Genomic DNA, 22,156 nt, shown 5'->3' with positions numbered 1-22,156 from the left:
CATGAGCGAAACCGCCGCGATGAAGGCCGAACTGGACGCGCTGGTCCGCGAGCAGGCTGATCGCCGGGCGCTGCGCGAGCAGAAGGCCGAGGAGATCAAGGCGCAGTCCCAGGAGTACATGACGAAGCAGGCGCAGGCGGCCGAACGGTACGTCCAGCACCGGCGGGAGATGGGGAAGCGCAAGACCAAGTCCGGGTGGAGCACGGACCGGCCGAGCACTGAACCGCCCTCGGCGTTCGATTCCGACGAGTTCGGCAACGAGCCCGGTTCGGCGTCGCCGTTCGCGGTGACTCCGAATCAGCCCGCCCTGCGGAGCGAGGCCCCGCGCCGCCCGACGCGCCGTCCGCGTCCGGTGGAAGACGACGAGGACGACGACGCCTTCCTCAACAACCGTTGGCGCGATTGAGGTTCTGACCCGGGAGGGGGCTTCGCGGCCCCCTCCCGACGGTCAGATCCGGACCAGCATTTTCCCGACGTTCTCCCCGCGCAGCATCCCGATGAACGCGTCCACGATGCTGGAAAACCCTTCTGCCACAGTCTCATTCACCAACACGCGACCGCTGCGCACGTGCGGGATCAGGAATTCCTCGAACTCCTCGCGCGCGTCGAGGTGATTGCGCACGAGAAACCCTTCGATCCGAAGGCTTTTCCCGACGACGTCGAACAAATTGTGCGGTGCGCTCGGCGGCGTGCGCAGGCTGTTGTACTGCGCGACCGAACCGCACCAGGCGACTCGTCCGCGCTCGCGCAGGACGTCGATCGCGGCGGCCAGGTGATCGCCGCCGACGTTGTCGAAGTACACGTCGATTCCGTCCGGTGCCGCCTTCGCCAGCAGGTCGGCGACCGGGCCGTCGTGGTAGTTGAAGGCCGCGTCGAACCCGAGGTCGCGAGTCAGATGCTCGACCTTCGCCGCGGATCCGGCGCTGCCGACGATCCGTCCCGCGCCGAGCAGCCGGGCGATCTGCCCGGCCGCGCTGCCCACCGCACCGGCTGCCGCGGAGACGAACACGTCATCGCCCGGGCGCACTTGGGCGATTCGCGTGAGACCGACGTACGCGGTGAGCCCGGTCCCGCCGAGAATGCCGAGGTAAGCGCTCAGCGGAACGCCGTCCGCCGGGGTGATCGTGCGGACGTCGGCGGTGGTGACGACGGCGTGGGTCGCCCAGCCGTGCCGGTGAAACACCGTCGTGCCAACCGGCAGCGTTGGCTCCTTCGATTCGACGACCTCGCCGATCGTGCGGCCCTCCAGACCCGCGCCCAGCTCCCAGCCGCCCCACTCCATGAACTCGCGCATGTACGGGTCGACCGACAGGTACCGGTTCTCGACCAGCACCTGGCCGTCGGCGAGTTTCGGCAGCGGCTGGGTGACGAACTCGAAATCGGCGGCGCTGGGCGCACCCTCGGGGCGGCGAACCTGGCGGACGGCGGTAAGCGACACGGGATCTCCTTAGGGATGGCTCTGACCAGCAACTTAGGCACGGCGAAGCCATTGCGGCAGACCGCTGGATCGATGGACCGCGCCAATCCATGAATCCCGCTCATGGCCGCGGCTAGGCTGGTCGCATGGATGCTGTCGACCTCACGCCGGGCGAGCTGCGCCTGCTGCTCGCGGTGGAGCGCACCGGCAGCTTCACCTCCGCTGCCGCCGAGCTGAGTCTGACCCAGTCCGCGGTCTCGCACGCCGTCCGGACCTGCGAACGCAAGGTCGGCGCCATCCTCTTCGACCGCGGCCGAACCGGCGCCCGCCCCACCGCGGCGGGTGCCCGCGCGCTCGTGCACGCCCGGCTGATCCTGCGCCAACTCGACGTTCTCCGCGCCGAAGCCCGGGGCGCGGCAGCCGGAACCCTCACCGGCCCCCTGCGGATCGCCGCTTTCCGCAGCGCGGCCGCGCATCTCCTGCCCGCCGCGCTGGAACGCTTGACTGCCAAGCATTCCGGCTTGAAACCGCAAGTCCTGATCGTCCCCGAACTAGGCCGAGGCACCGCGGGCGAGGTAGCTGACGGACGCGCGGACGTCGCCATCGCCACCCTCGGCGAGGACGAAACCCCGCCGCCGGGTCTCGTCGCCGGAGAACTGTTCCGGGAGCCGTACTTCCTGGTAAACCCGGGCAGCCAGCCCGATCCGCGCGGCCTGCCGCTGCTCGACTGGCCGGAAAACTGCTCCTCCTACACCCGGTCCTGGTGGGCCCGGCAGGATTGGCTGCCTTCGGCGAAAATGGAGGTCGCCGACGACGGAGTGGTGCTTTCCATGGTGGCGCAAGGGATTGGCATGGCGGTGCTGCCGAAGCTCACCCTCGCCGCCATCCCGCCAGGAGTCGCGGTCACCCCGATCGCCGACCCGCCCACCCGGAGGATCGGGTACGTCGCCACTTACGCCGGTGCACAGTCCCTCGCGGTGCGCGAATTGGTGCACGAATTGCGAGCGGTGGCCGAGGTGCATGCGGTGTAGCGCCGGAATAGCGCGCCCGTGGGGTTAGTGCACCGGGGTGAGGTGCTCCCGGCCGATGACCTTGTCGCGCTTCCGAACAGTCAGGTCAAGCCCGGAGATCTCGTAGCTGTAGGCCCCGTTGGCCGCGGTGAATCCGGTGGAAGTCCGCTCGGCCGGGATCGAGAGGTGGTTGTCGGCCGTCGTCGGCTTGCCGTCGTTGACGCGGCCGTCGTAGTGGTAGGAGCCGTCCGAACCGACGCAAATCGTCACGGTGTGCTTGCCGGTGTCGTACTTGGCCACCAGCCCGGCTCCGGAACCGGAATCGGGCAGCCAGCGAGCGGCCTCCGACGGGCACGGGGTCGTGGCCGTGTTTTGCCCGGGCTGCCGAACCTGCGAACCGAGGTAGGCGAGAAAGCTGCTGCCGTAAATGAATGCCACCAAGCCGAACACGCCCAGCACCAACCACGGGACAACTCGGCGCTTCCTCCGGCGCGGGACATACGGTCGCGGGGTGACCGACGGGACCTTCGGCGCGGGAGGGGGGCGCGTCGGTGGCCGTGGCGGCGGCACCGGGGCCAGCGCGATCGTCGGCCGCTCCGGTTCGCTGTGCTTCGAATCCACGAACGCGAAGGTCTCCTCGGCCGCGATCGTCAGCGGTCGATGGTCGGGAATCGCCAGTTCCCCGGTCGCGCTTCCCGCCTCGCGGCCGCAAACGCGGCACATCGACTGTTGCGCGTAGTTGTTCGTGTGGCAGGAGTCGCACGACCAATCAGCCTTGTCCGGCATCGAATACCACCACCTCGTCGTCGTCTCCGGAGCGGAAGGTCACCCAGTGGTGGTCGTGGGGAGCACGGCGTACCGGAAGCAGTGCGAGCACCGGCGGCGACGGCGGTCCCGGCGGTCGCGGGTTCGGCTTCAGCGGTGCGGTCACCTCGTCGACCAGCCTCTGGAGCAAGACCCGATACCGCTCCGGAAACCACATCGGGAGCTCGACCAGTGCGTCCCGGCCCCAGCGCACGGTCAAGTCCAGCCGGAGAAGTTCCTGGCCGGTCAGCCCGGGTTCGATGGAGAGCGCCGCCGCCGCGCAGCTGCGGACAGGGATCCGGAGCACCGCCGGCGGCGCTCCCGGACGGGGGCGCTCGCAGATGACCAGCAACGCCCGGTCCCGGTACAGCACGACGTCCGGCCCTTCGATCGCCGGCGGCAGGGGGCGAGGGGGAGCTTCCGCTGGCGGAGGCACTACGGGGCGACGTCGGCCCGGCCAGCGGAAGCGCCGGCTCAAAGGCTGCTCGCGATCGTCGCGATGATCTGGTCCATTTCCCATTCTTCGAGCCCTTCCCCCGCGGTGGAGGGAAAGAACAGCGTGTTGTTCCAGTCGTCGGCGATGTCCTCCCACGGGTAGACCTCGGGAGCGAAGATCAAGAGCCGCTTGGCCGAGTTCTCCATGCGCGCTCCGCGCTGCTGCGCGTGGCCCCACCAAGCGAAGAGCTCGTCCAGCGAACCCGGTATCGACGACGGGTAACCGGCGGCGCCGCGCTGGCGCGGATCGCCGAGCCGATGCGCGGACGCGTCGGTGAAAACGACGATCACGTGCCTGCGCCGGTCGAGACCGGTCTCCCATTCGGACTGCATCGCGACGGCGAGCGCTTCCAGCCCAGACTCGGGCTCGTCCCCGCCGCCGTCCGGCCGAAGCGCGCGAACGGTGCGTTCGAACTCGTCCACCTTCGCCGGCACGGAAAGGAAATCCGTCTCGGACAACGCGTCGTCGGCGCGGTCCCCGAAATCGCGGAACGCGACGATCTTCAGCCGCAGGCTGCAGATCCGCCTGCCTTTGTCGGCCATCTCCTGCATGAGCTTGCCGGGGAAGGTCAGCGCGCTCGTCTTCACGTTGTCCAGGATGGGCCGCATGCTCGCCGTGGTGTCGATGCACAACACGATGTCGACCGCGTAGCCGAGATCGGTTGCGGTTTGCTGGGTCATCGGTTTCCTTTCGTCGGAACACGGCCGGTGAGGTTGATCCGGACTCGGCTGCGCGCGGCAGGCGCGTGCTGGGAGCGCAGCAGGGCCAGCACGTCGTTGATCGTGGGGCGGGCCGAGGGCTGGTCGTGCATCGTGCCGGACAGCAACTCGGCCCACTCCGCCGGCAGCGCCGGATCGAGTTTCAGGCCGGCGCCGGCGAGCACCGCCGCGGCGGGCGATTCGAACTCCTCCGGAAACGCGGGCGGAGCACCTGTCGAATAGACGTGAATCAGCAGTCCCAGCGCGAAAACATCCACCGCGGTGGTGAGCTGGGAAGACCGGACGCCCCGGTCGCCGCGGAGGTAGCTGAGCCATTCCGGTGCGCCGTAGTAAGGGTTTCCGCCGACTTCGCCAGCTTTCGGCGGCCGGCCCGAAACGTAGGAGTCGTCGAAGTCGATCAGCTTCGCGATATGCAGATCGCTGCCCGGCGGCCGGTGAATCAGCACGTTCTCCGGCCGGACGTCTCCGTGGACGATCTTGTGTTCGTGGAGAAGCGCGACGCTCTCGCAGAGGGTGTGCAACAGGATGGCGCGATCCGGTTGGGCCAGGTCCGCAGGCGCCACGTCCACCGGGTCGATCCGGTCGGTGATCTTGTAGTAGCGCGTTCCCTCGGCGAAAAAGGCCCGTGCCAGCACCAGATTCCCGGCGTGCGGATGGTCCGCGCGCAGGATATTCGACAGCTTCTCGTGTCGTTTCTCGAACTTCCGGCAGGCGGCGAGACGGCGTTTCTTGTCCTCGACGGATCCCATCGAGTCCGGACGCGGGCGTTTGGGTTCGAGGAACTCCTTGACGAAGAAATCCTTGTCGTCCTTGCGGGCGAACGCCCACATGCATTTGCCCGCGTTCGCGTTCGACGGCCGGGTTACGATCTCGTAGCCCCGCACAGCCGAGCCTAGTTTCACGAGTTGCTCCCTTCGCGTGCGGGAAGCCTGCGTTCGTAGTGCTCCCGGTAGGCGAGCCAGGAACGCTTTCTGGTCTCCACCAAGGCTGTTCGTCCGCTGGCGGCCGCCCGGCGCATCGGCTCGGCGTGTTCTTCCCGCAGCCGGTCGAACCGGGTCCGGAAGCTCGCGCGGACGGCGGGGAAATCCTCGAAGCCGAGTGCGACGATCGCGATCGACGCGTCGTCCTGGGTGTAGGACTGGACCTTTTCGGTGAGCAGAACAGACCAGTGCATCGCGTCCTGCGCGCTCAGCAACGTCTCCCACAGCGCGCACTCGAACTCCGCGGGAGTGCCGACGTAGCCGAAGAAACCGTCGGTCGCCGTGATGAGCAGGCACGGCAACCGGGCGGCTCCCCGGCTGCCGTGGATCTGGAACGGGCCGCCCGCCTGGACCAGGTTCGTCATCGGCGGGTCTTGCAGCAGCAGCTCCAGCGCATCGCCGGGCTCGGTGTCGTCGAGGCTGAGCTGCTGCAGCCCGCCTCGTGGTTCCGCCACGTAGCACCGGGAATCTCCGGCCCACAGAACCTGCCACGAAACCTGCCCGTCGGCCAGTTCGAAGATCAACCCGGCGAAGGTGGTCGGAAGCTCGCGCTGGAGTTTGCCCCGGATTCTCCGAGGTCGCAGCACACCGGTGCCCAGCCGGTTGCCGAGGTGTGTCGCGAGCACCTGCGGGGCGACGCCTGCCGACGCGTCGGTGAACCATTCTTCGACCAGGGCGCGGGCCCGGCGGGAAGCGAGCCAGGCTTGGGTGCGCAGCTGTCCGGACGGAGTCCGGCCCGCCGGGGCCCGGCCCGCGCCGCCGACCCCGTCGAAGACGGCGAGCAATCCGGACCTCGTCGGCCGGTGCAGGAGCACGAGGGGATCGGCGTCCTCTCCCTTCCCCGTGATCCGTTCCGTCCACACCGCGACCGCGGCGAGTGCTTCTTCGGTGTAGTGCCAGAGGCGTGCGGTGCCTCGCGCACCAGGAGGTACGTCCATGCCTCAGCTTTCGTTTTCCGGCTCGGCCGGCCGCATGCTGCCCCGGAGCCGGCTGGCGCGCTTCGAAGACGGCGCTTCGTTCTCGGCGGGCTCCTTCGCGGGCGGAACGTTGCCCTCGACGACTTTGGCTTCTTCGATTTCCGCTTTGGCGCGGGTTTCCAGGCTGTCCCGGAGTTTCCGCCGCTTGCCGGGCACAGCCTTGCTCCGGTCGAAGAACTCGCCGAGGACTTGTTCGCGCACCTCGGAAGCGCTGAAATCCTCCATGTCGGTGCCGGTGAAGGCGCGCAGCACGTCGATCTTGGCCTTCGTTTCGGCGGCGCGGTCGGCCCGTTCGCGGTCCAGGAGCGCCATCGGATCGCCGTCGTCGATCGACATGATGTGGGCGAGCATGTCCTCCCGGCTTCCGCCCGCGATCGGTCGCATGGCGTCGTAGGACAGCTTGCGCACCCGGATTTTTCTTTGCTCCGTCACGAAATCTTCGTTGTCGACCATCGAGACCGACACCGAGTAGGTGCTGAGCCGCACGGCGGGCGAATCGCGTGCCGAGTTGAGCCGGGCGGAGATCGCGTTCGCCGCGGCCGCGGGTTCCAGCACGTCGAACCGGGCCGCGCTCTCGCGGACGATCGCCGTGAGCGACGGCAAGAGGCTGGCAGTCATGTCGGTGACCTTGTTCAGCGCGATGGCGACGGGATCGGTGACCTGGCAGGCGAACTCGACCGTCACCCGGAACGTGAAGGCCGGATCGGCGCTCGCCACCAAGATCGTGAAAGACAGGCCGCGCGTGGCCACGTCGATCAGGTGCATCCGGCGGTAATTGCCGGTCCGCGCGTCCGGTACGCGCTCGCCGTGGTTGATCACGAGCGGTGTGCCGGTCGCCCGTTCCAGGACCATCGCGACGCCGAGTTCGGGCGAGCGCAGCGGGGCGCTGAGGCGCATGCGCCGGACCTCGTCGCAGGCGAGGACCGGGTTGTAGGTCTGGCTCATGATGCTTCTTCCTCGAGGTCGAGCAGGGTGTCGTGGAACTCGGCTGCCTGGTTCGACGGATCGTGCGGGTCGCTCGCCCAGGTGCGCAGGAGGTGCAGGATCCGCTCGAAGTCGGTCGTCCCGCGATCGGCGATTCCGGCCAGCACGTTGAGCACGGGATCCGCGGCCGAGCGGTCGCGGTCGGAAATGCGCACCCACGACCTCAGCGAGTCTTCGGCGAGGGCCCTGGCCGCCGAACTGGCCAGCGCCCGTCCCCAGAGTTCGGCCAGCACGTCACGGTGCCGGTGTTCTTCGCGCATCAGCAGCGGACGTTCACGCAGACCGGCTTCGGGCGCGACGGCGAACGCGAACATCGTCAGGGCTTTGACCTCGGGTTCCCCGTCTTCCGAACGCTCGGTCCACTCGAGCAGGGCCTGCAGCACCTCCTCCGCGCAGCCCGATTCGAGCAGTGCCTGGGTGCTGACGGCGACGGGTTCCAGCAGACCCCAGTCGCCGAGGCGGACGAGACGGCGCAAGACGCGCAAGGCACGCCGGGGGTTCTGCGTGCCGAGCTGCCCGCCGACCGCGAGGCCCGCGGTGATCGGCAGCCTGCGGATCTTGGGTTCGCCGACGAGTTCCGCCCACCGCTCGACATACGACCAGGCGATGCCGGTGTTGCCGGGGCTCTGCGTCCCCGCGACGTTGAGCCCGTACGCGGCGCTCTGCCGCAGCAAAGCCGAGTCGGACGTGGCCCAGTGCAGAAGGTACCCGTGCACGCCGTGCTCGAAATCGGTGTTCGCGAGAATGCCCGCGGCGTGTGCTGCCCTGGCCCGCACGTCCACGTTCGTGTGATTGGCGAGCTTTTGCAGCCAGCTCAGTATTTTCTCGCGGGCGCCGTCGAGTTCGAGCCACAGGATGTCGAGCACGGCTACCCGCAGGCGAGCTGATTTGAACCGCAGCCTGGCTCTGCCTCGTGTCTCGTCGGAATCGAGCTCTAGCCAGCTGCGCTCGGCGACGATCTTGCGGAGGTACCGCAGGGTCAGCGTCGCCGAACTGCCGTTGCTGAGTTGCCGGTGGAGGGCGATCGCAGCGTCCGCGACGTGGAGATAGCTGGCGTTTTCGAGCACCGCGGTGGCGAACACGAGCGCGACGTCCACGCTGCCCGGGTTCTGGCTGAGCCATTCCCGGACCTGCCCGGTCGGGTCGCGCAGTTTGTCGAGCGCCTTGCCGAGATCCTCCTTCTCGCGGACGGCATTGACCACGGCGCGCGCGACGCGAGCCGCGAACTCCGGATTGTCGCGTTCTTCGAGCAGCTCCTCCACACCGGCCGCGGCCAGATCGCCGCGGAGGGTTTCGGGGTCTGCCCAAGGGACCTCCCCGTCCAGCCGCTTGCGCACGATGTCCATCGGATCCGGCAGCTCGAGCTCTTCGACGACGAACTCGACGCGTTTTGTCGCGGTGGCAAGGGTTCCCGCTGCCGGGCCGGTCACGACCACGAGATGGCTTTCCTCGTCCTGCAGGCGCTCGGCGGTTTTCGCGAGCCAATCGTCGGTGAGCTTGCTCGCGGAGAACTTGCCGTCGCCGCTGTCCGGGTCCACGACCAGGTAACCGCTGCGCGGCTGGTGAATCCGCCAGCCGGGGTTGCCCAGGATCGAGGCGGGAAGGCGGTAGATCACCGCGTTCTCGTCGAGCACCTCCCGCAAGGTCGCCAGCGCGCGACTGAACCGTCCGGTGCTCGCCGCGTCGGCGATGATCAGCAGGTGGTTGCTGTGCAGCCGGTCCACACAGTCCTGGAAGTCGGGCGGCGGTGCGAAGTACTCGATCGCGGCGAGGTCCTGCGGCTCGGCCCGGCTTCTGCCCGACCGCCGCGAGGTGCTCCGCCCGCCCGGTCCGGCGATGAAGTCGCCGTCGGTGTGCACCTCGTGGAAGATGTTGAGGTTCGTCACGCCTTCCAGCCGGCCGGCGGCTTCCGAGACGATCTTGCTGAACTGGACGTTCAGCAGGTCCGAGGCCTGGCCGCGCAGGTCGTGGACCGCCTGGTCCCGATCCGAAGGCGGCGGGTCTTTTTCGGCCGAGGCAGGCTCGGGCGCCGGCGGTTCCGCCGGCGCCTTCGGAGCGTCCTCGGCCGGAGTCTCTTCGCTCAAGAGTCAGCTCCGGAGAGATGGTAGGGGGAAGGGAAGCCGGTCAGCGGGGCCCGGCGTGGAAGTCGCCGCGCACGTCGACCCGGTCGAACTGGTTGACCACGCCGCCCTGATGCGCGTGGCCGGTGAACTTCGGGCCGGCCGGAACGGAGGCGCTCGCCCGGTGCAATCCGGGGATGAGCTGTTCGAGCCTCTTCGCGAGGCGGTCGATGTCGGGCACGGCGTTGCGGAACTGGACCCGGGCGTCTTGCACATCGGCGAGCTGGCGAAGCGGAGCGGGAAGCTCCTCGCGCGAAATCCGCGGGGTGTCCAGCAGGACCGGAATGACGCGTTTCCCCAGCTCGAATGCGGTGGTTATCTCTCTCCGGACGAAATCCTGGGGATCGTCGAGCAGGCGGCGGCCGTCCGCGTCGCAGGCGTTCAGCCAATCTCGCCCGATCACCACCAGCAGAGCTTCGGAAGCCTTGACCGCGTCGAACAGGTATTGCTCCCATTCGGAGCCGAGCTCGATCGACTTGGACGCGAAAAAGACGGCATCCGGGCCGAACGCGCGCGACAGTTCGTGGTCGAGCAGCGCCACGCCGAACCGTTCGTCGGCCGTGCGGTAGTTGAGGAAAATCTGGTTCAACGAGGGGCCTTTCCTGGTCTGACTGGTTGCGTGCGCCGTGGCACGGGCCGGTCGGGGCGGAGGGGTCGCGGGGAGCAGAGAGCAATCTTTGGCATCCGAACGGCTGCTTGACAAGTCCTACTTGAGGGTAGGCGAGCGTTTCCTGTTTCCGATCGCCGACGGAGTTTTTGTCCAGCTTTTGACTACCGCTCCCCGTGCTGAAGTAATGATCTACGAAATCTGCCATTGGAGATCATGTGGTCGATTGAAATCGCACTATGCTGATCGTTCGTTTCCTGTTTCCAGTTGTTGCTTGGAACGTCAATCCTGATGGCTGAAGACTTCCGGTCGGGCAAGATGGGAAATCGACGAAGGGCGGTGCGCCAGGTGTCTTCCGTGCCGGAGACGTTCGGGTCGAGAGTGCGAGCGCTGCGGATCGCCGAAGGGCTTTCGCTGAGCGAGTTCGCCCGGCGGCTCTACTACAGCAAGGGACACGTGAGCCGGGTCGAGACCGGTGCGCAGGCTCCGTCTCCGGAGTTCGTGCGGAAGTGCGACGCCTTGCTGGGCGCCGGAGGAGACCTGATCGAACTCGCCGGCGAAACCGAGCGGGCTTCCCGGCCGACCGCGGCCGGGGCAACCGAGGAGGAGGTGTGGGTGATGACGATGATGCCGGACGGCGGTGGCGCGTTCAATCCGGTCGCGCGGCGAGACGTGCTGCTCGGCGGGATGGCGGTGATCGCTGGGCTCAAGGTGTCCGGCACCGGCGTCGTGTCCGTGGACGCGGAGGCGCAACTGCTTCAGCATCGGCGGCTGTTCGACGCCGCGCGGGCCCTAGGGCAGTCCTCCTCTCCTGAGGTCGTGCTGCCCATGGTGGTGGGGCAGGCGCAAGCGCTGCGGACACTCGCCGCGCAGGTGGACGGCCGGGCTTTGCCGAACGTGGCCTCGCTGGCGGCACGAACGGCGGAGTACGCGGGCTGGATGGCTCAGGAGTCAGGCGACGACGCTGCCGCCGCCTGGTGGACCGCGCGGGCGGTGCGCGTCTCCGGCGTGGCCGGCGACGACTTCCTGTCGAGCTACGCATTGGTCCGGCAAGCACTGATCGCGATGTACCAGGGGGACGGGGCGGAGACTGTCGCACTCGCGCAACGGGCGCAGGAGCGGAAGAACGTGCCGGCCCGAGTGCTGGGACTCGCGGCGCAACGGGAAGCTCAAGGACGCGCTCTCGTCGGCGATCCGGACGGATGCCTGCGAGCGCTCGACCGGGCGCGGGCCTGGCTGCAGGACCCCGACGGCATGCCGGACGGACCGGTGGTCGGCACGTCGCAGGTCGCCGACCCGGTGGGCGTCGCGACCGGTTGGTGCCTCTACGACCTGGGCCGCCCGGCGGAAGCAGCGGAAGTTCTCGACCGGGAGCTCGCGAGGATCCCCCTCGGCGCCGTACGCGCTCGTGCCCGGTTCGGCCTGCGGTTGTGCTTGGCGTATGCGGCGTCCGGCGAACTGGAGCAGGCGTGCCGGCTCGCACAGCCGTTGCTGGCGCAGATCGCCCAGCTCGGCTCCGCGACGATCCGGACCGATGTGCGGAAACTGGCCGTGGTGTTGCGGAGGTGGCACGCCCATCCCGACGTTCGCGCGGTGGGGCCGGCGCTGACCGCGACCTTGAGCGCGGCGAGATAGCCGGTTCCGTCCGGCCAGCGGATAGCCAGGCATCGGAGAACCCGCTTGGCCGTAATGCTTTTCCACGCTCTCGTCGATCCCTGACAAAGACCATCGTCCCCGGGAATTTGACAGTTCTCGCGCGCCCGAACGGAGGTTGTGCCTCTCCGCGCGGCGGCCAGACTGGAGGCACGCGGGATCTGTGCCCGCGGCAATGACCCGGAGCTGGTCATTGGTCGAGCCCATACCGGTAAACCGCCTGTTCGGTGCGTGGTTGCTGCTCGTCGTTCGTTCGGTCTGCCCGGCCAGGCGGGAGCGAAGGAGGACGGATGAGATTCGACGGAAAGACATCCGCTGCGGTATTGGCGGCCGTCGTGGGGGTGGTGATGTCGCTGGCCGGGTCGGCGGCGCTGGTCACCAAGGTGAGCGCGCCGGCGTGTTCGCCAGGCACCACCGTGACCACTGACGACGGCCCGGTGTGCGGGGTCGCGAACGCGGAGATCAAGTCGTGGCAAGGGATTCGTTACGGCGCGCCGCCGGTCGGCGAGTTGCGGTGGGCAGCGCCGCAGCGGCCCGCGCGCTGGACGGAGCCGTTTGCCGCGACTGTGGAGGGCAACGAGTGTCCGCAGCCGCCTGGCACCGGTCCGGGGTCGGCTAACGAGGATTGTCTCAACTTGACCGTCCGGGTGCCGGCCAATGCGGGGCCTGGTCCGTTTCCGGTAATGGTGCAGATCCACGGCGGCGGATTCCTGTTGTGGAAGCCGGCGGACGCGAGCCGTCTCGTGACCGCGGGGCAGGTCATCAGCGTCGAGTTCAATTACCGGCTCGGGATTTTCGGTTTCCTGGCGCATGAATCGTTCGGCGCGCATGCTGGCAACTACGGCCTCCAAGACCAGCAAGCCGCGCTCCGCTGGGTGCAACGCAACATCGCGAAGTTCGGCGGCGACCCGCACAACGTCACGATCTACGGCGATTCCGCGGGCGGTTCGAGCGTCTGCGCCCACACCGCTTCGCCGGCCTCGGCCGGGCTGTTCAAGCGCGGGATCAGCCAAAGCGGCGAGTACAACTCGCTGCTCGGCGTCGACATCATCTGGCAAACGCAGGACTGCAAAGCACAATTGCCACCGAGAAACAAGCGCGGCAAAAGGGAGCACGGTTCGCCGCGGCACTGGGTTGTTCCACCGCTGCCTGCCTGCGCGCGCTGCCCGCGGAGACTGTGCTCAAACAGGCCGACCACGGGAGAAAACCGGACAACGGCACAGTCGCGCCGATCGTCGACGGCAGGACGTTGCCGATGTCGCCCGCCGAGGCTTTCGCTACCGGGCACGTCAATCGCGTAACGCTGATGCACGGCGTCGACCGCGACGAAACTCAACTGCCGTTCGCTGAAACCGCGGCAGATTACGACAAATTCATGAAGCAACAGTACGGAAAGCACGCCGACGAGGTCCGCAAGACCTATCCGCTGAAACGGTACCCCGCCCCAGCTCCGTACCTCGCCTACCGGACCGCCGTCGCCGACTCCAACTCGGTCTGCCCCGCACTGATCAACGACGAGCGGCTGGCGCGGCACATCCCGGTCTTCGCCTACCAGGTCGACGACACCGATATACCGCCGCAATTCTTCGTCGACCCCGCCAAGCCGAACGGCGCCTACCACGTCGCCGAATGGTTGCTGATGTTCCCGAACGGCGTTCAGCTCACGCCCAATCAGCAAGCACTCGCCGATCAGCTGCTGACGCAGTGGGCGGGGTTCGCGCGCACCGGAAATCCCACCGTGGACGGGGCTCCGCAGTGGGATCCGTACACAAAGGACAATCCTGCCGTGATGGCGCTGAATGCCGCCGGGGACAGTCAGCTCACCACGGAAATCCCGCGCCAGCACCATTGCGCGGAACTCTGGGACCCGTTGACTCCCTTCAAACGCTGACCAGCCTTGCCCGGCCGGGACACTTGAATTCAGCAGTCAGGACAAGGAAAACCTGGCCGTACATCCGCATTATCGTCTCGCCGCAACGTTTTCCGAACTCTGACGCGCTGGTCAAGCAGGGGGCGACGTGGGCGGCGAAGCGAGTACGGCTGACACCGATCTCGCGGACAGATCGGCGCATTCCTTCCGTGCCGCGGTCTCGCTGTCGTAGTGGAATCTGTGGACCCAGCGGCCCGGTCTGATCGCCTACTGTCTCCTGATCGAGACCGCCGCGGTGGCTGCGGCCGCGAGCGCTGCCTGTACCGAATGCTTCTCCGGCCGGGATCTCCTCGTCTTCGGCCTGCTGGCCGGCTGCGGCTCATCTCCGGCATTCCGCGTGGTCTTCAACGCCGCCCTCATCACCGTCCCCGGGCTCAGCCCACCGGACCGCTCGCTTCGCACCCTTTTCGGCGGCTGGGGCGACAACCTGCTCGAGGCCGCGACCCTCTGCCTCGGCATCCTGACCGCGCTCGCCGTGACGACCATGGCCGAGCTGGCCCTCTGCGTCCTGCCGCCGCTGCTGGTCATCCACCGCGCGGTCCTCGTGGAACAGCTGGAAATCGCCGCGACCACCGATGAGAAGACCGGCCTCTTCAACACCACCGGCTGGCACGCCCTCGCCGCCCGCGAACTCGACCGTGCCCAGCGCACGGCCTCCAGTTTCGGCGTGCTGATGGTGGATCTCGACCGTTTCAAACGAATCAACGACGAGCACGGGCACCTCAGCGGCGACGCCGTCTTGCGCGCCGTCGCCACCGCGATCACCGGCGCGGTCCGCGAATACGACAGCGTCGGCCGTTTCGGCGGCGAGGAGTTCGTGGTTCTGCTGCCCGACATCCACCGAACCGACGTCCACGTCGTCGCCGAACGCGTCCGCGAGGCCGTTGAGCGGCTCGCCGTGGACGTGCCCGACCTGAACGGCACGAAGACGATCGACGGGCTCTCGGCATCGATCGGCATCGCGACCTATCCCGAGGCTAGATCCGCCGTCGACCGCCTCGTCCATGCGGCCGACCAAGCGCTCTACACCGCGAAGAACACCGGCCGCAACAAGGTCGTCAGCCGCGCCGACCCCGCCTGACCGGATTGCCCTCGCCACGAAAATGACATACGGTTCCGACACTGACACGTGATTCCGCAGAGGTGGCCGATGACCAAACGCGCACTGGTGCTCGGGTGTGGCGGCACGCTCGGCTTCGCCTGGACCGCTGCCGCTCTCACCGTGGTCGAGGACCGGCTGAGATGGGACGCGCGCGACGCGGACGTCTTGGTCGGGACGTCCGCTGGCGCGGAGATGGCGGCGTTTCTCGGCGCGGGCATCGGGGCAGGCGAGATCCTGGCCGCGCTGCGTGGGGAGCCAGCGGACGAGCGCGTCGTGCATCATCTCGCCCGGCATCCGGGCATGCTGCCGCCGTTGCCGACACCTCTTTGGCCTGGCCTCGGCCTCACCGCTGCGGCATTGCGCGGCCGGGTGGACCTGCTGGCGGGACTGGCCGGAGTGCTGCCGAGGGGCCGCGGCGACGCCGGATGGCTGCGCGATCTCGGTGCCGCGTTGGCCAATGCCGAGGGCTGGGTCGATCACCCGAAGACCTGGCTCGTCGGGGCCGACATCCGCACGGGGGAGCGGATCGCGTTCGGGAATTCGCACCGGACGGACCTCGCCGCCGCCATTGCCGCGTCCTGGGCCATTCCGGGATGGTTCCCGCCGGTCGCCATCGACGGCCGCGCGTACGCCGACGGCGGCACCGTCTCGCCGACGTCCGCCGATCTCGTCCTCCCGACCGGCGTCGAGGAGGTCGTGCTCATTCCGCCGATGTCCACCTCCGGCGGCGCACGCGGGCGCGGCTTCGCTCGCGTCGAACGACTCGCCCGGCGCGCGATGACCAGGCGCGTCGACGCCGAGGTCAAGCAGCTCCGCGCCGCCGGCATCCGGGTGCTGCGGATCGAACCCGGCCAGGCCGAGCTGGACGTCATGGGTCCGAATTTCATGGACCCGCGCCGCCGCGCCGACGTGCTCCGCGCCGGTCGCACCCTGACCCCGGCGCGCGTGCACGCCGCCATCGAGCAAGGAGCGACCCGATGACCTACCCCAAGATCAACCTCGACGGCGCGTCCGTCGCGATCACCGGCGGCGGTGCCGGGATCGGCCGTGCCGTGGCGAAGTTGTTCGCCAGCAAGGGAGCGCGGGTCGCGATCGGCGACCTCAACCAGGCGGCTGCCGAGGAGACCGCCGAGACGATCGGCGGCACCGCCCATCACCTCGACGTCGCCGACCGCGACTCGTTCGCGTCCTTCGTCACCGCGGCCGAGAAGGCCCACGGACCGTTGCACGTGCTGGTGAACAACGCCGGCCTGATGCCGAACGGCGGCTTCCTCGAACTCTCCGACGCCACCGACCGGCTGCAGATCGACGTCAACCTCGGCGGCGTCCTCAACGGCCTGAAACTGGCGCTGCCCGGCATGGCCGAACGCGGTTTCGGCCACGTCGTCAACGTCGCCTCGCTGGCGGGCAAGTTCCCGGTCAAGGGACTGGCCGTCTACAACGCCACCAAATTCGCCGTCGTGGGGCTGACGGCCGCGACTCGACTGGAGTTCGCGGAAGCGGGCGTCAGCATCACCGCCGTGCTGCCGTCAGCCGTCGACACCGCGCTCGCCTCGGGTCTGGACATGCGGCCGATTCCTAAGGTGCAGCCGGAAGACGTCGCCAGGGCAGTCGTCGATTCGGTGCACAACCGCCGCGCCGAAATCGCCGTCCCCGGTTACGTCGGCGTGCTCGCCACGGCCGCGGGAATCACCCCGGAGCCGGTCCTCAACCGTATCCGGCGGCTGGTCCACGACGACCGCGCGCTGCACTCGGATCGCCCGGAACGCACGGCGTACCGGGCGAATCTCGAGACACAGCAGGGATCTCGGCGATAGTCAGGCGACGAGGCGCAGCCAAGCCGCGGTGAGCGCCGCGTGCCCGGCCGGAGTCGGATGGACACCGTCGGCGGCCCAGTACTCCGGCCCGGTCGTCGCGGAAAGCTCGGCGAACATGCCGTCGGCGGCGAGCAAATGCGCGCCGTATTTGCGGGCGAGTTCGCGCACCGCCTGGATTTTCGGGTCCAGATCGACGCGCCACTTCTTCCGTTCCGCGACGCCGAGGCGCAGATCGCCGACCTCGATGTCGCCGCTGATCGGCAGCAGGAACGGTTCGATGAGGATCAGTTCGGCTCCGGATTCGGCCAGCGGCGCGAGCAGCCGGTCGTAACCGGCCGCGTACTCCTCGGCGGGAATGACGTAGCCGTCCGGATCGTACGAATGCCAGCCGACGTCGTTGATGCCGACGAGGATCGACACCACGTCCGGACGCGCGTCGAGGACGTCGGCCTGCCAACGGGATTCGAGGTCCATCACCTTGTTGTCCGCGATCGCGGAGTTCAGCCAGGTCACTTGACGCGCCGGGTGGCGAAGCCCCCATTCGCCCGCGATCCGCAGCGGGTAACCGAATCCGAGACCGTCTTCGCTCTCGTTTCGCTGGGCGTCGGTGATCGAATCGCCGGTGAACAGCACAGTGCTTCCCGGGCGGAAAGTGATCGTCATTGCTGCTCCTGGTTTTCGCCGAACCACTGAGTTTTGGCTTGGATGAACGATTCCGCGGAAAACTCGTGGTCACCCGCCCATGCGACGATGCCGTCCGGCCGGACAAGCACCGCACCCAATCCGAGATCGTCTTTCGCCGCACCGGCCGCGTAACGCAACTGGCCCGCTGCCTCGCGCAGACGCTGATCGGGACTGAAGTCGAGCACGACGCCGCGACCGTCCTGCATCAGATCGCCGAGGCGAATTCCTTCTGTCAGCTGAAAATCCGGGGCATAGCGGCCGATCAGCGGATGCTCGCCGCCGAGGTCGTAGCGGAGCGACGAGCCGGACATCTTCCCGTACACATAGGTCGTCCCGTCGCGGGTGTTCAGCAAGTCGCGGAGGACGCCTTGCACTGCTTGGCCGTGCGTGTCCGGTCGCATCGCCGCTGCCTGAGCACGAGTCCAGTCGAGCACCCAGGCTCCGATCGGATGGCGTTCGCGGGTGTAGGTGTCGAGCAGCGCTTCCGGTGCCTGGCCACGCACGACCGCCGCGAGTTTCCAGCCGAGGTTCAAGGCGTCGCTGATGCCGGTGTTGAGTCCCTGACCGCCCAGCGGGGAGTGGATGTGCGCGGCATCGCCGGCGAGCAGTACCCGGCCGCGCCGATACGTCGTGGTCTGCATCGCCCGGTCGGTGAAGGTCGAGACCAGGCGGACGCCGGTCAGCGTGACGTCGGTGCCGGACACTCGGCGCAACACGGTTTGCAGGTGCTCGAGGCTCGGCTGCTGCGTGCGGTCGAACGCGCCGTGGTCGAAGTCCAGCACACCGAGGTGACCCGGCGTGGGCATCTGGACGTACATCCCGGTCGGCGTCAGGCTGAATCCCGGGCTCAGCTTCTCGGGATCGGCGATGTCGACGAGCATGGTGTAGCCGGTGAACTGCGGTTCGGTGCCGACGAACTCGAAACCCGCCAGCCCGCGCACGACACTGCGCCCGCCGTCGCAGCCAATCGCCCAGCGCGCCGCGTACTCCCGCTCGCCAGCCCGCACGACCACGCCGTCCTCGCCCTGCTCCACAGCGGAAACCTCGACCCCGCGCCGGATTTCGACCCCCAGCTTGGCCGCCTGCTCGGACAGCACCGCCTCGATCGCGTCGAGGTTGGTCATCATGCCCCCGGGCAGCGAACTGGGCAGCCGGTAGGGAAGCGCGTCGAGGTCGACCTTGGCCGGATCGAGCACCATGCCCGCGAAATGGCCCACCGACCGGGGCCGATCCTCACTCGGAGCGTCGTGGACGTCCGACGCCGCCATCAGCGGCGGCAGCATCCCGCGGCGATGGAATGCCTCGATCGACGTGGCCGACAGCCCGCGCAGCCCGAGCGGCGCAGTCCGCCACAGGGAACCGGGCTCGGGCTCGCGTTCGAGCACGAGAACCGAACTCCCCGCGAGACCAAGCTCGCAGGCCAGGAACAAACCGACCGGCCCGGCCCCCGCTATTACTGCGTCATGCATGGCAAACCCCCTGTGTTCGCGTTCGATACGGCCACCCTGCCGACGGCCGCTCACACGGCCCGCACACGGCGCTCACCCGGAGGCACATGGCGCTGACCCGGGTGTTCGCGCGAAGATCGTCGAATGGACGGGAGCGCGCGGCTTCGGGTCACGCTGCTCGGGGCGTTTCAGGTGGTGCGGGGCGAGGCCGTACTGGCGGTGCCCGGCCGCCGGTTGCAGGGGCTGGTCGCGCGGCTGGCGCTGGCTGGCGGACGGACGGTCGAGCAGAGCGCCCTGGTCGACGCGATCTGGGCCTCGGACCTGCCCGCCGATCCCGCGCACGCTCTGCAGGCCCTGGTCTCACGGCTGCGTCGAGCCCTCGGCTCGGCCAGCGATGTCACGCAGTTCGGGGGCGGCTACCGGCTGACCGTCGACGCCGCCGACGTCGACGCGCTGCGGTTCGAGCACCTCGCCACCGCAGGTCGCCTCCGTGCCACGGCTTTGCTGGAGGCCGTGACGTTGTGGGGAGACCGCCCCGGCGTCGAACCGGCAGCGGTCGCGGCAGTCGAGCCCGCCGCCGCGACCCGGCTGGCCCGACTGTCGATCGAGGTCGTCACCGATCTCGCCGAAGCCGAGCTTTCCCAGGGCCGCCCCGACGCAGCCGCTGCCCGCCTAACCGCTCTGCTGGCCGGCCATCCCGTCCACGAGCGCGCCGCCGCGTTGCTCATGGACGCCCTCGCCGCCCAAGGCCGTCAAGCGGAAGCCTTGGCCCAGTACGAAAAAACACGGGAAACGCTGGCTGAGGTTCTGGGCGCCGATCCCGGGGCAGCGCTTCGCGAACGTCACCTGAACCTGCTGCGCACCGAACCCGTCAAGGCGACTAAGCCGACCGCTTTGCCCGCGTCGCTGACCAGCTTCGTCGGCCGCACCGACGATCTGGCCCGGATCGACACGCTGCTCGCCGCTGGCCGATTGGTCACCGTGCTTGGCCCAGGTGGTGCCGGAAAGACCCGCCTCGCCCTGGAAGCTGCCCGCCTCCACCGTTACCGCGACGGCAGCTGGCTGATCGACCTCTCGTCGGTCACCGAACCGACCAAGGTCGCCGCGGCGATGCTGTCGGCGATCGGACTCCGTGGCGCCGCGCTGTTCGAGCCCTTGGCCAAACCGGTCAGCGACCTGGAGGTACTGACGGATCAGTTGGGCGGCAAGGAAAGCCTGCTGGTGGTGGACAACTGCGAGCACCTGATCGACGCTGTGGCCCACCTCCTGTCGTCACTGCTGCTACGTTGCGTCGGCCTGCGGGTCCTGGCCACCAGTCGCGAGCCACTGGCGATCGACGGCGAGGCACTGGTCCCGCTCGGCCCGCTTCCTTTGCCAGAACTGGACTCTGACGTCGAGCAGGCCCGCGACACCGAGTCAGTGCGGCTGTTCACCGAGCGAGCATCCGCCGTGCGCCCCGATTTCGCCGTTGATGAGCGGAACCTCGACGACGTCCTGCGAATCGTCCGCGGCCTGGACGGCATGCCGCTAGCGCTGGAACTGGCCGCCGCCCGGCTGCGCACGCTTTCCTTGGCAGACTTGGCTTCCGGCCTGTCCGACCGATTCCGACTGCTCACCACCGGCAGCCGAACGGCCTTCCCCCGGCACCGCACGCTGCGCGCGGTGATCGCCTGGAGCTGGGACCTGCTCAGCGAGGACGCGCGATCGGTCGCGGAACGAATCTCGGTCCTGCCCGGCGGCGTCACGCCCGCCTCAGCCGCCGCGGTCTGCGCACTACCCGTCGATGAAGTCCAGGACCTGCTCGCGGACCTGGTCGACCGCTCGCTGCTCCAGCTCGTCCCCGGCCGATACCGGATGCTGGAGACCATCCGCGAATACGGCCTGGAATGCCTTGCCGGACAAGGAATCCTGGCCACCGTCCGCGACTTGGGCGCGCAATACTTCGCCGAACTGGCCGCCGCCAACGACCCGCTTCTGCGCGGTCCCCGGCAACTCGACGCCCTCCACCTGCTGACCGCCGAATACGACAACATCCTGGCCGCCCTGCGTCACCTCTGCGACACCTCGGACGCCGCGCTCACCCTCGCGCTCGACCTGACCTGGTACTGGCACATGCTGGGCCGGCACGCCGACTCGTCGTACTGGCTCGGCCAAGCGACTGCTCCGCCAGGCATGAACCACGACATCGCCGCCGGAGCGCTGCTGCTGGACGCCGGTGCCCCAGCCGACGAGGTGGTCACTCGCCTGCTGAACTACCCGGAGTTGCCGCCCTTCGGCGTACTGACCGCCGCCGAACTGGCCGCCCGCGCGGGAATCGACGCGTCGCCGCTCATCCAGCGGCTGGCCGACGGCCCGGACCGATGGCTGGCCGGACTGGCCCGGATCACCCGCGCCGAACTAGCCGAAAACGACGGCCACCTCGACCAGGTCGGCCCGGACGTCTCCGTCGCGCTCGACTGCTTCACCGACGCCGGAGACACCTGGGGCCTGGCCATGGCCCTCCCGATGCGCGCCCTGCTGCGGCAGTACGACGGCGATCTCGACGGTGCGCTGGCCGACCTGACCGAGGCCAAGCGGCTGGCCCGGGAATTCGGTTCGCTCAACCACAACGACGAGACCTTCATCGACCTGCGCCTGATCGACCTGCACGTCCGACTCGGCGAAACCGACCAAGCCGCGACAATGATCGCCGCAACCCGCGAACGCACGCTGCGCTCGACCATGCCCGAGACCGTCGTGCTGCTCGACGCCCGAGAAGCGAGCTTCCGCCTGCGAACCGGTGACCTGACCCGAGCGCGTGAGCTGATCGAGGCAGCCGAGGCCGGGCTGTCCACCCAGCTCCCGTTCGGCGCCGACCACGGACAGGCGTTGGTGAGCGCCGTCCGAGCCGAACTCTGCCTGGAGCACGGCGACGGCCCCGGTGCCGAAGCAGCGCTGGCCCGCGCGTACGCGGCCGCAGTCAACAGCAAGGACCTGCCGATCGTGGCCACCGTCGCGGTGACGGTGGCTGGCCTGGCCGAGCTGTACGGCCGCTTCCAGGACGGGGCTGTGATCCTCGGCGCGGCAGCCCGGTTGCGCGGTGCGCACGACTGGACTGACCTGCAGGTACGCACGCTGAGCAGCCGCGGCCGGCTGTCCCTAGGCGAGGAACGCTTCGCGACGGCGTACGAGAGCGGCTGGCAGCTGGCTGCGCCGACGGCGGTCACCCGAACCGATCCCGCACGGCTGCGCCGGAACGGTTCGTTTTCCGGATAGCCGGTGTTCGGTTGCGCCGCTAGACCGTTCCAGCTGAGCCCTGCACGGTGGAGACAACCAGATCCTTCCGGACCCAAGCGGACGGAAGCCGAGCAGTGAGATTCAGCGGTGACTTCGGGAAACTCTTCCCCTCGCGGCGTTGGCCACACAGAC

General features: G+C 68.6%; 20 protein-coding genes and 1 pseudogene. 9 read left to right on the top strand and 12 right to left on the bottom strand.

Features of this window, described 5'->3' with window-relative positions; all coding sequences use genetic code 11:
- Position 1 precedes the first annotated feature (1 nt).
- Positions 2-406 (top strand): hypothetical protein, encoded by a 405-nt coding sequence (locus tag ACZ7OI_RS00635; protein ID WP_470262141.1) that lies wholly within the window; start codon positions 2-4, stop codon positions 404-406.
- A gap of 42 nt (positions 407-448) precedes the next feature.
- On the opposite strand, the gene ACZ7OI_RS00630 is transcribed toward ACZ7OI_RS00635, so the two are convergent.
- The gene (locus ACZ7OI_RS00630) at positions 449-1,438 is read right to left on the bottom strand and encodes an NADP-dependent oxidoreductase (RefSeq protein WP_470262140.1); all 990 of its coding nucleotides are present in this window, start codon (positions 1,436-1,438) and stop codon (positions 449-451) included.
- A gap of 125 nt (positions 1,439-1,563) precedes the next feature.
- Between ACZ7OI_RS00630 and ACZ7OI_RS00625 the strand changes: the two genes are divergently transcribed.
- A complete protein-coding gene (locus tag ACZ7OI_RS00625) occupies positions 1,564-2,448 on the top strand; it encodes a LysR family transcriptional regulator (protein ID WP_470262139.1) in 885 nt (294 codons plus the stop codon).
- Positions 2,449-2,472: 24 nt separating this feature from the next.
- Here ACZ7OI_RS00625 and ACZ7OI_RS00620 read toward each other — a convergent pair whose 3' ends face one another.
- From ACZ7OI_RS00620 to ACZ7OI_RS00585, 8 genes are all read right to left on the bottom strand, one after another.
- Complete coding sequence (locus tag ACZ7OI_RS00620) at positions 2,473-3,213, bottom strand: hypothetical protein (protein WP_470262138.1); 741 nt, start codon at positions 3,211-3,213, stop codon at positions 2,473-2,475.
- Positions 3,197-3,604: a hypothetical protein gene (locus ACZ7OI_RS00615; protein ID WP_470262137.1), complete on the bottom strand. Its 408-nt coding sequence runs from the start codon at positions 3,602-3,604 to the stop codon at positions 3,197-3,199. Before ACZ7OI_RS00615 ends, ACZ7OI_RS00620 begins: the two co-directional genes overlap by 17 nt.
- A gap of 101 nt (positions 3,605-3,705) precedes the next feature.
- Positions 3,706-4,407 carry a vWA domain-containing protein gene (locus ACZ7OI_RS00610; protein ID WP_470262136.1) on the bottom strand — a complete coding sequence of 234 codons (702 nt, stop codon included), beginning with the start codon at positions 4,405-4,407 and terminating at the stop codon, positions 3,706-3,708.
- Entirely contained in the window at positions 4,404-5,348 is a 945-nt protein-coding gene (locus ACZ7OI_RS00605) for a protein kinase domain-containing protein (RefSeq protein WP_470262135.1), read from the bottom strand. Before ACZ7OI_RS00605 ends, ACZ7OI_RS00610 begins: the two co-directional genes overlap by 4 nt.
- Positions 5,345-6,364: a serine/threonine protein phosphatase gene (locus ACZ7OI_RS00600; protein ID WP_470262134.1), complete on the bottom strand. Its 1,020-nt coding sequence runs from the start codon at positions 6,362-6,364 to the stop codon at positions 5,345-5,347. Before ACZ7OI_RS00600 ends, ACZ7OI_RS00605 begins: the two co-directional genes overlap by 4 nt.
- A gap of 3 nt (positions 6,365-6,367) precedes the next feature.
- Complete coding sequence (locus ACZ7OI_RS00595) at positions 6,368-7,348, bottom strand: hypothetical protein (RefSeq protein ID WP_470262133.1); 981 nt, start codon at positions 7,346-7,348, stop codon at positions 6,368-6,370.
- The gene (locus ACZ7OI_RS00590; RefSeq protein WP_470262132.1) at positions 7,345-9,471 is read right to left on the bottom strand and encodes a hypothetical protein; all 2,127 of its coding nucleotides are present in this window, start codon (positions 9,469-9,471) and stop codon (positions 7,345-7,347) included. The genes ACZ7OI_RS00595 and ACZ7OI_RS00590 overlap by 4 nt, the downstream gene beginning before the upstream one ends.
- 40 nt (positions 9,472-9,511) lie before the next feature.
- On the bottom strand, positions 9,512-10,096 hold the full coding sequence (locus ACZ7OI_RS00585) for a toll/interleukin-1 receptor domain-containing protein (RefSeq protein WP_470262131.1): 585 nt from the start codon (positions 10,094-10,096) through the stop codon (positions 9,512-9,514).
- 375 nt (positions 10,097-10,471) lie between these two features.
- On the opposite strand from ACZ7OI_RS00585, the gene ACZ7OI_RS00580 reads away from it, so the two are divergent.
- Positions 10,472-11,749, top strand: coding sequence for a helix-turn-helix domain-containing protein (locus ACZ7OI_RS00580; RefSeq protein WP_470262130.1), 1,278 nt, complete (start codon positions 10,472-10,474; stop codon positions 11,747-11,749).
- A gap of 208 nt (positions 11,750-11,957) precedes the next feature.
- On the opposite strand, the gene ACZ7OI_RS00575 is transcribed toward ACZ7OI_RS00580, so the two are convergent.
- Positions 11,958-12,233, bottom strand: coding sequence for a hypothetical protein (locus ACZ7OI_RS00575; RefSeq protein ID WP_470263469.1), 276 nt, complete (start codon positions 12,231-12,233; stop codon positions 11,958-11,960).
- On the opposite strand from ACZ7OI_RS00575, the pseudogene ACZ7OI_RS00570 reads away from it, so the two are divergent.
- From ACZ7OI_RS00570 to ACZ7OI_RS00550, 5 genes and pseudogenes are all read left to right on the top strand, one after another.
- Positions 12,115-12,735: pseudogene (locus ACZ7OI_RS00570) on the top strand (carboxylesterase family protein); the annotation flags it as partial. The gene ACZ7OI_RS00575 and the pseudogene ACZ7OI_RS00570 sit on opposite strands and share 119 nt — an antisense overlap.
- Positions 12,639-13,658, top strand: a complete 1,020-nt coding sequence (locus ACZ7OI_RS00565; protein ID WP_470263409.1) for a carboxylesterase family protein — start codon at positions 12,639-12,641, stop codon at positions 13,656-13,658. The pseudogene ACZ7OI_RS00570 and the gene ACZ7OI_RS00565, both read left to right, overlap by 97 nt.
- A gap of 274 nt (positions 13,659-13,932) precedes the next feature.
- Complete coding sequence (locus ACZ7OI_RS00560) at positions 13,933-14,778, top strand: GGDEF domain-containing protein (RefSeq protein WP_470262129.1); 846 nt, start codon at positions 13,933-13,935, stop codon at positions 14,776-14,778.
- A 69-nt stretch (positions 14,779-14,847) separates the two neighbouring features.
- The gene (locus ACZ7OI_RS00555) at positions 14,848-15,780 is read left to right on the top strand and encodes a patatin-like phospholipase family protein (RefSeq protein ID WP_470262128.1); all 933 of its coding nucleotides are present in this window, start codon (positions 14,848-14,850) and stop codon (positions 15,778-15,780) included.
- Positions 15,777-16,616 carry an SDR family oxidoreductase gene (locus tag ACZ7OI_RS00550; protein WP_470262127.1) on the top strand — a complete coding sequence of 280 codons (840 nt, stop codon included), beginning with the start codon at positions 15,777-15,779 and terminating at the stop codon, positions 16,614-16,616. The genes ACZ7OI_RS00555 and ACZ7OI_RS00550 overlap by 4 nt, the downstream gene beginning before the upstream one ends.
- Here the strand turns inward: ACZ7OI_RS00550 and ACZ7OI_RS00545 are convergent, their stop codons facing one another.
- Positions 16,617-17,279, bottom strand: coding sequence for an SGNH/GDSL hydrolase family protein (locus ACZ7OI_RS00545; RefSeq protein WP_470262126.1), 663 nt, complete (start codon positions 17,277-17,279; stop codon positions 16,617-16,619).
- Positions 17,276-18,769 carry an FAD-dependent monooxygenase gene (locus ACZ7OI_RS00540; protein ID WP_470262125.1) on the bottom strand — a complete coding sequence of 498 codons (1,494 nt, stop codon included), beginning with the start codon at positions 18,767-18,769 and terminating at the stop codon, positions 17,276-17,278. Before ACZ7OI_RS00540 ends, ACZ7OI_RS00545 begins: the two co-directional genes overlap by 4 nt.
- Before the next feature lie 123 nt (positions 18,770-18,892).
- Between ACZ7OI_RS00540 and ACZ7OI_RS00535 the strand changes: the two genes are divergently transcribed.
- Positions 18,893-22,003, top strand: coding sequence for a BTAD domain-containing putative transcriptional regulator (locus ACZ7OI_RS00535; protein WP_470262124.1), 3,111 nt, complete (start codon positions 18,893-18,895; stop codon positions 22,001-22,003).
- Positions 22,004-22,156 lie beyond the last annotated feature (153 nt).

Source organism: Amycolatopsis sp. NPDC114503, from assembly GCF_055633655.1.
The sequence above is the reverse complement of the archived record's forward strand: the minus strand, read 5'-3'. Positions and strand labels throughout refer to the sequence as shown.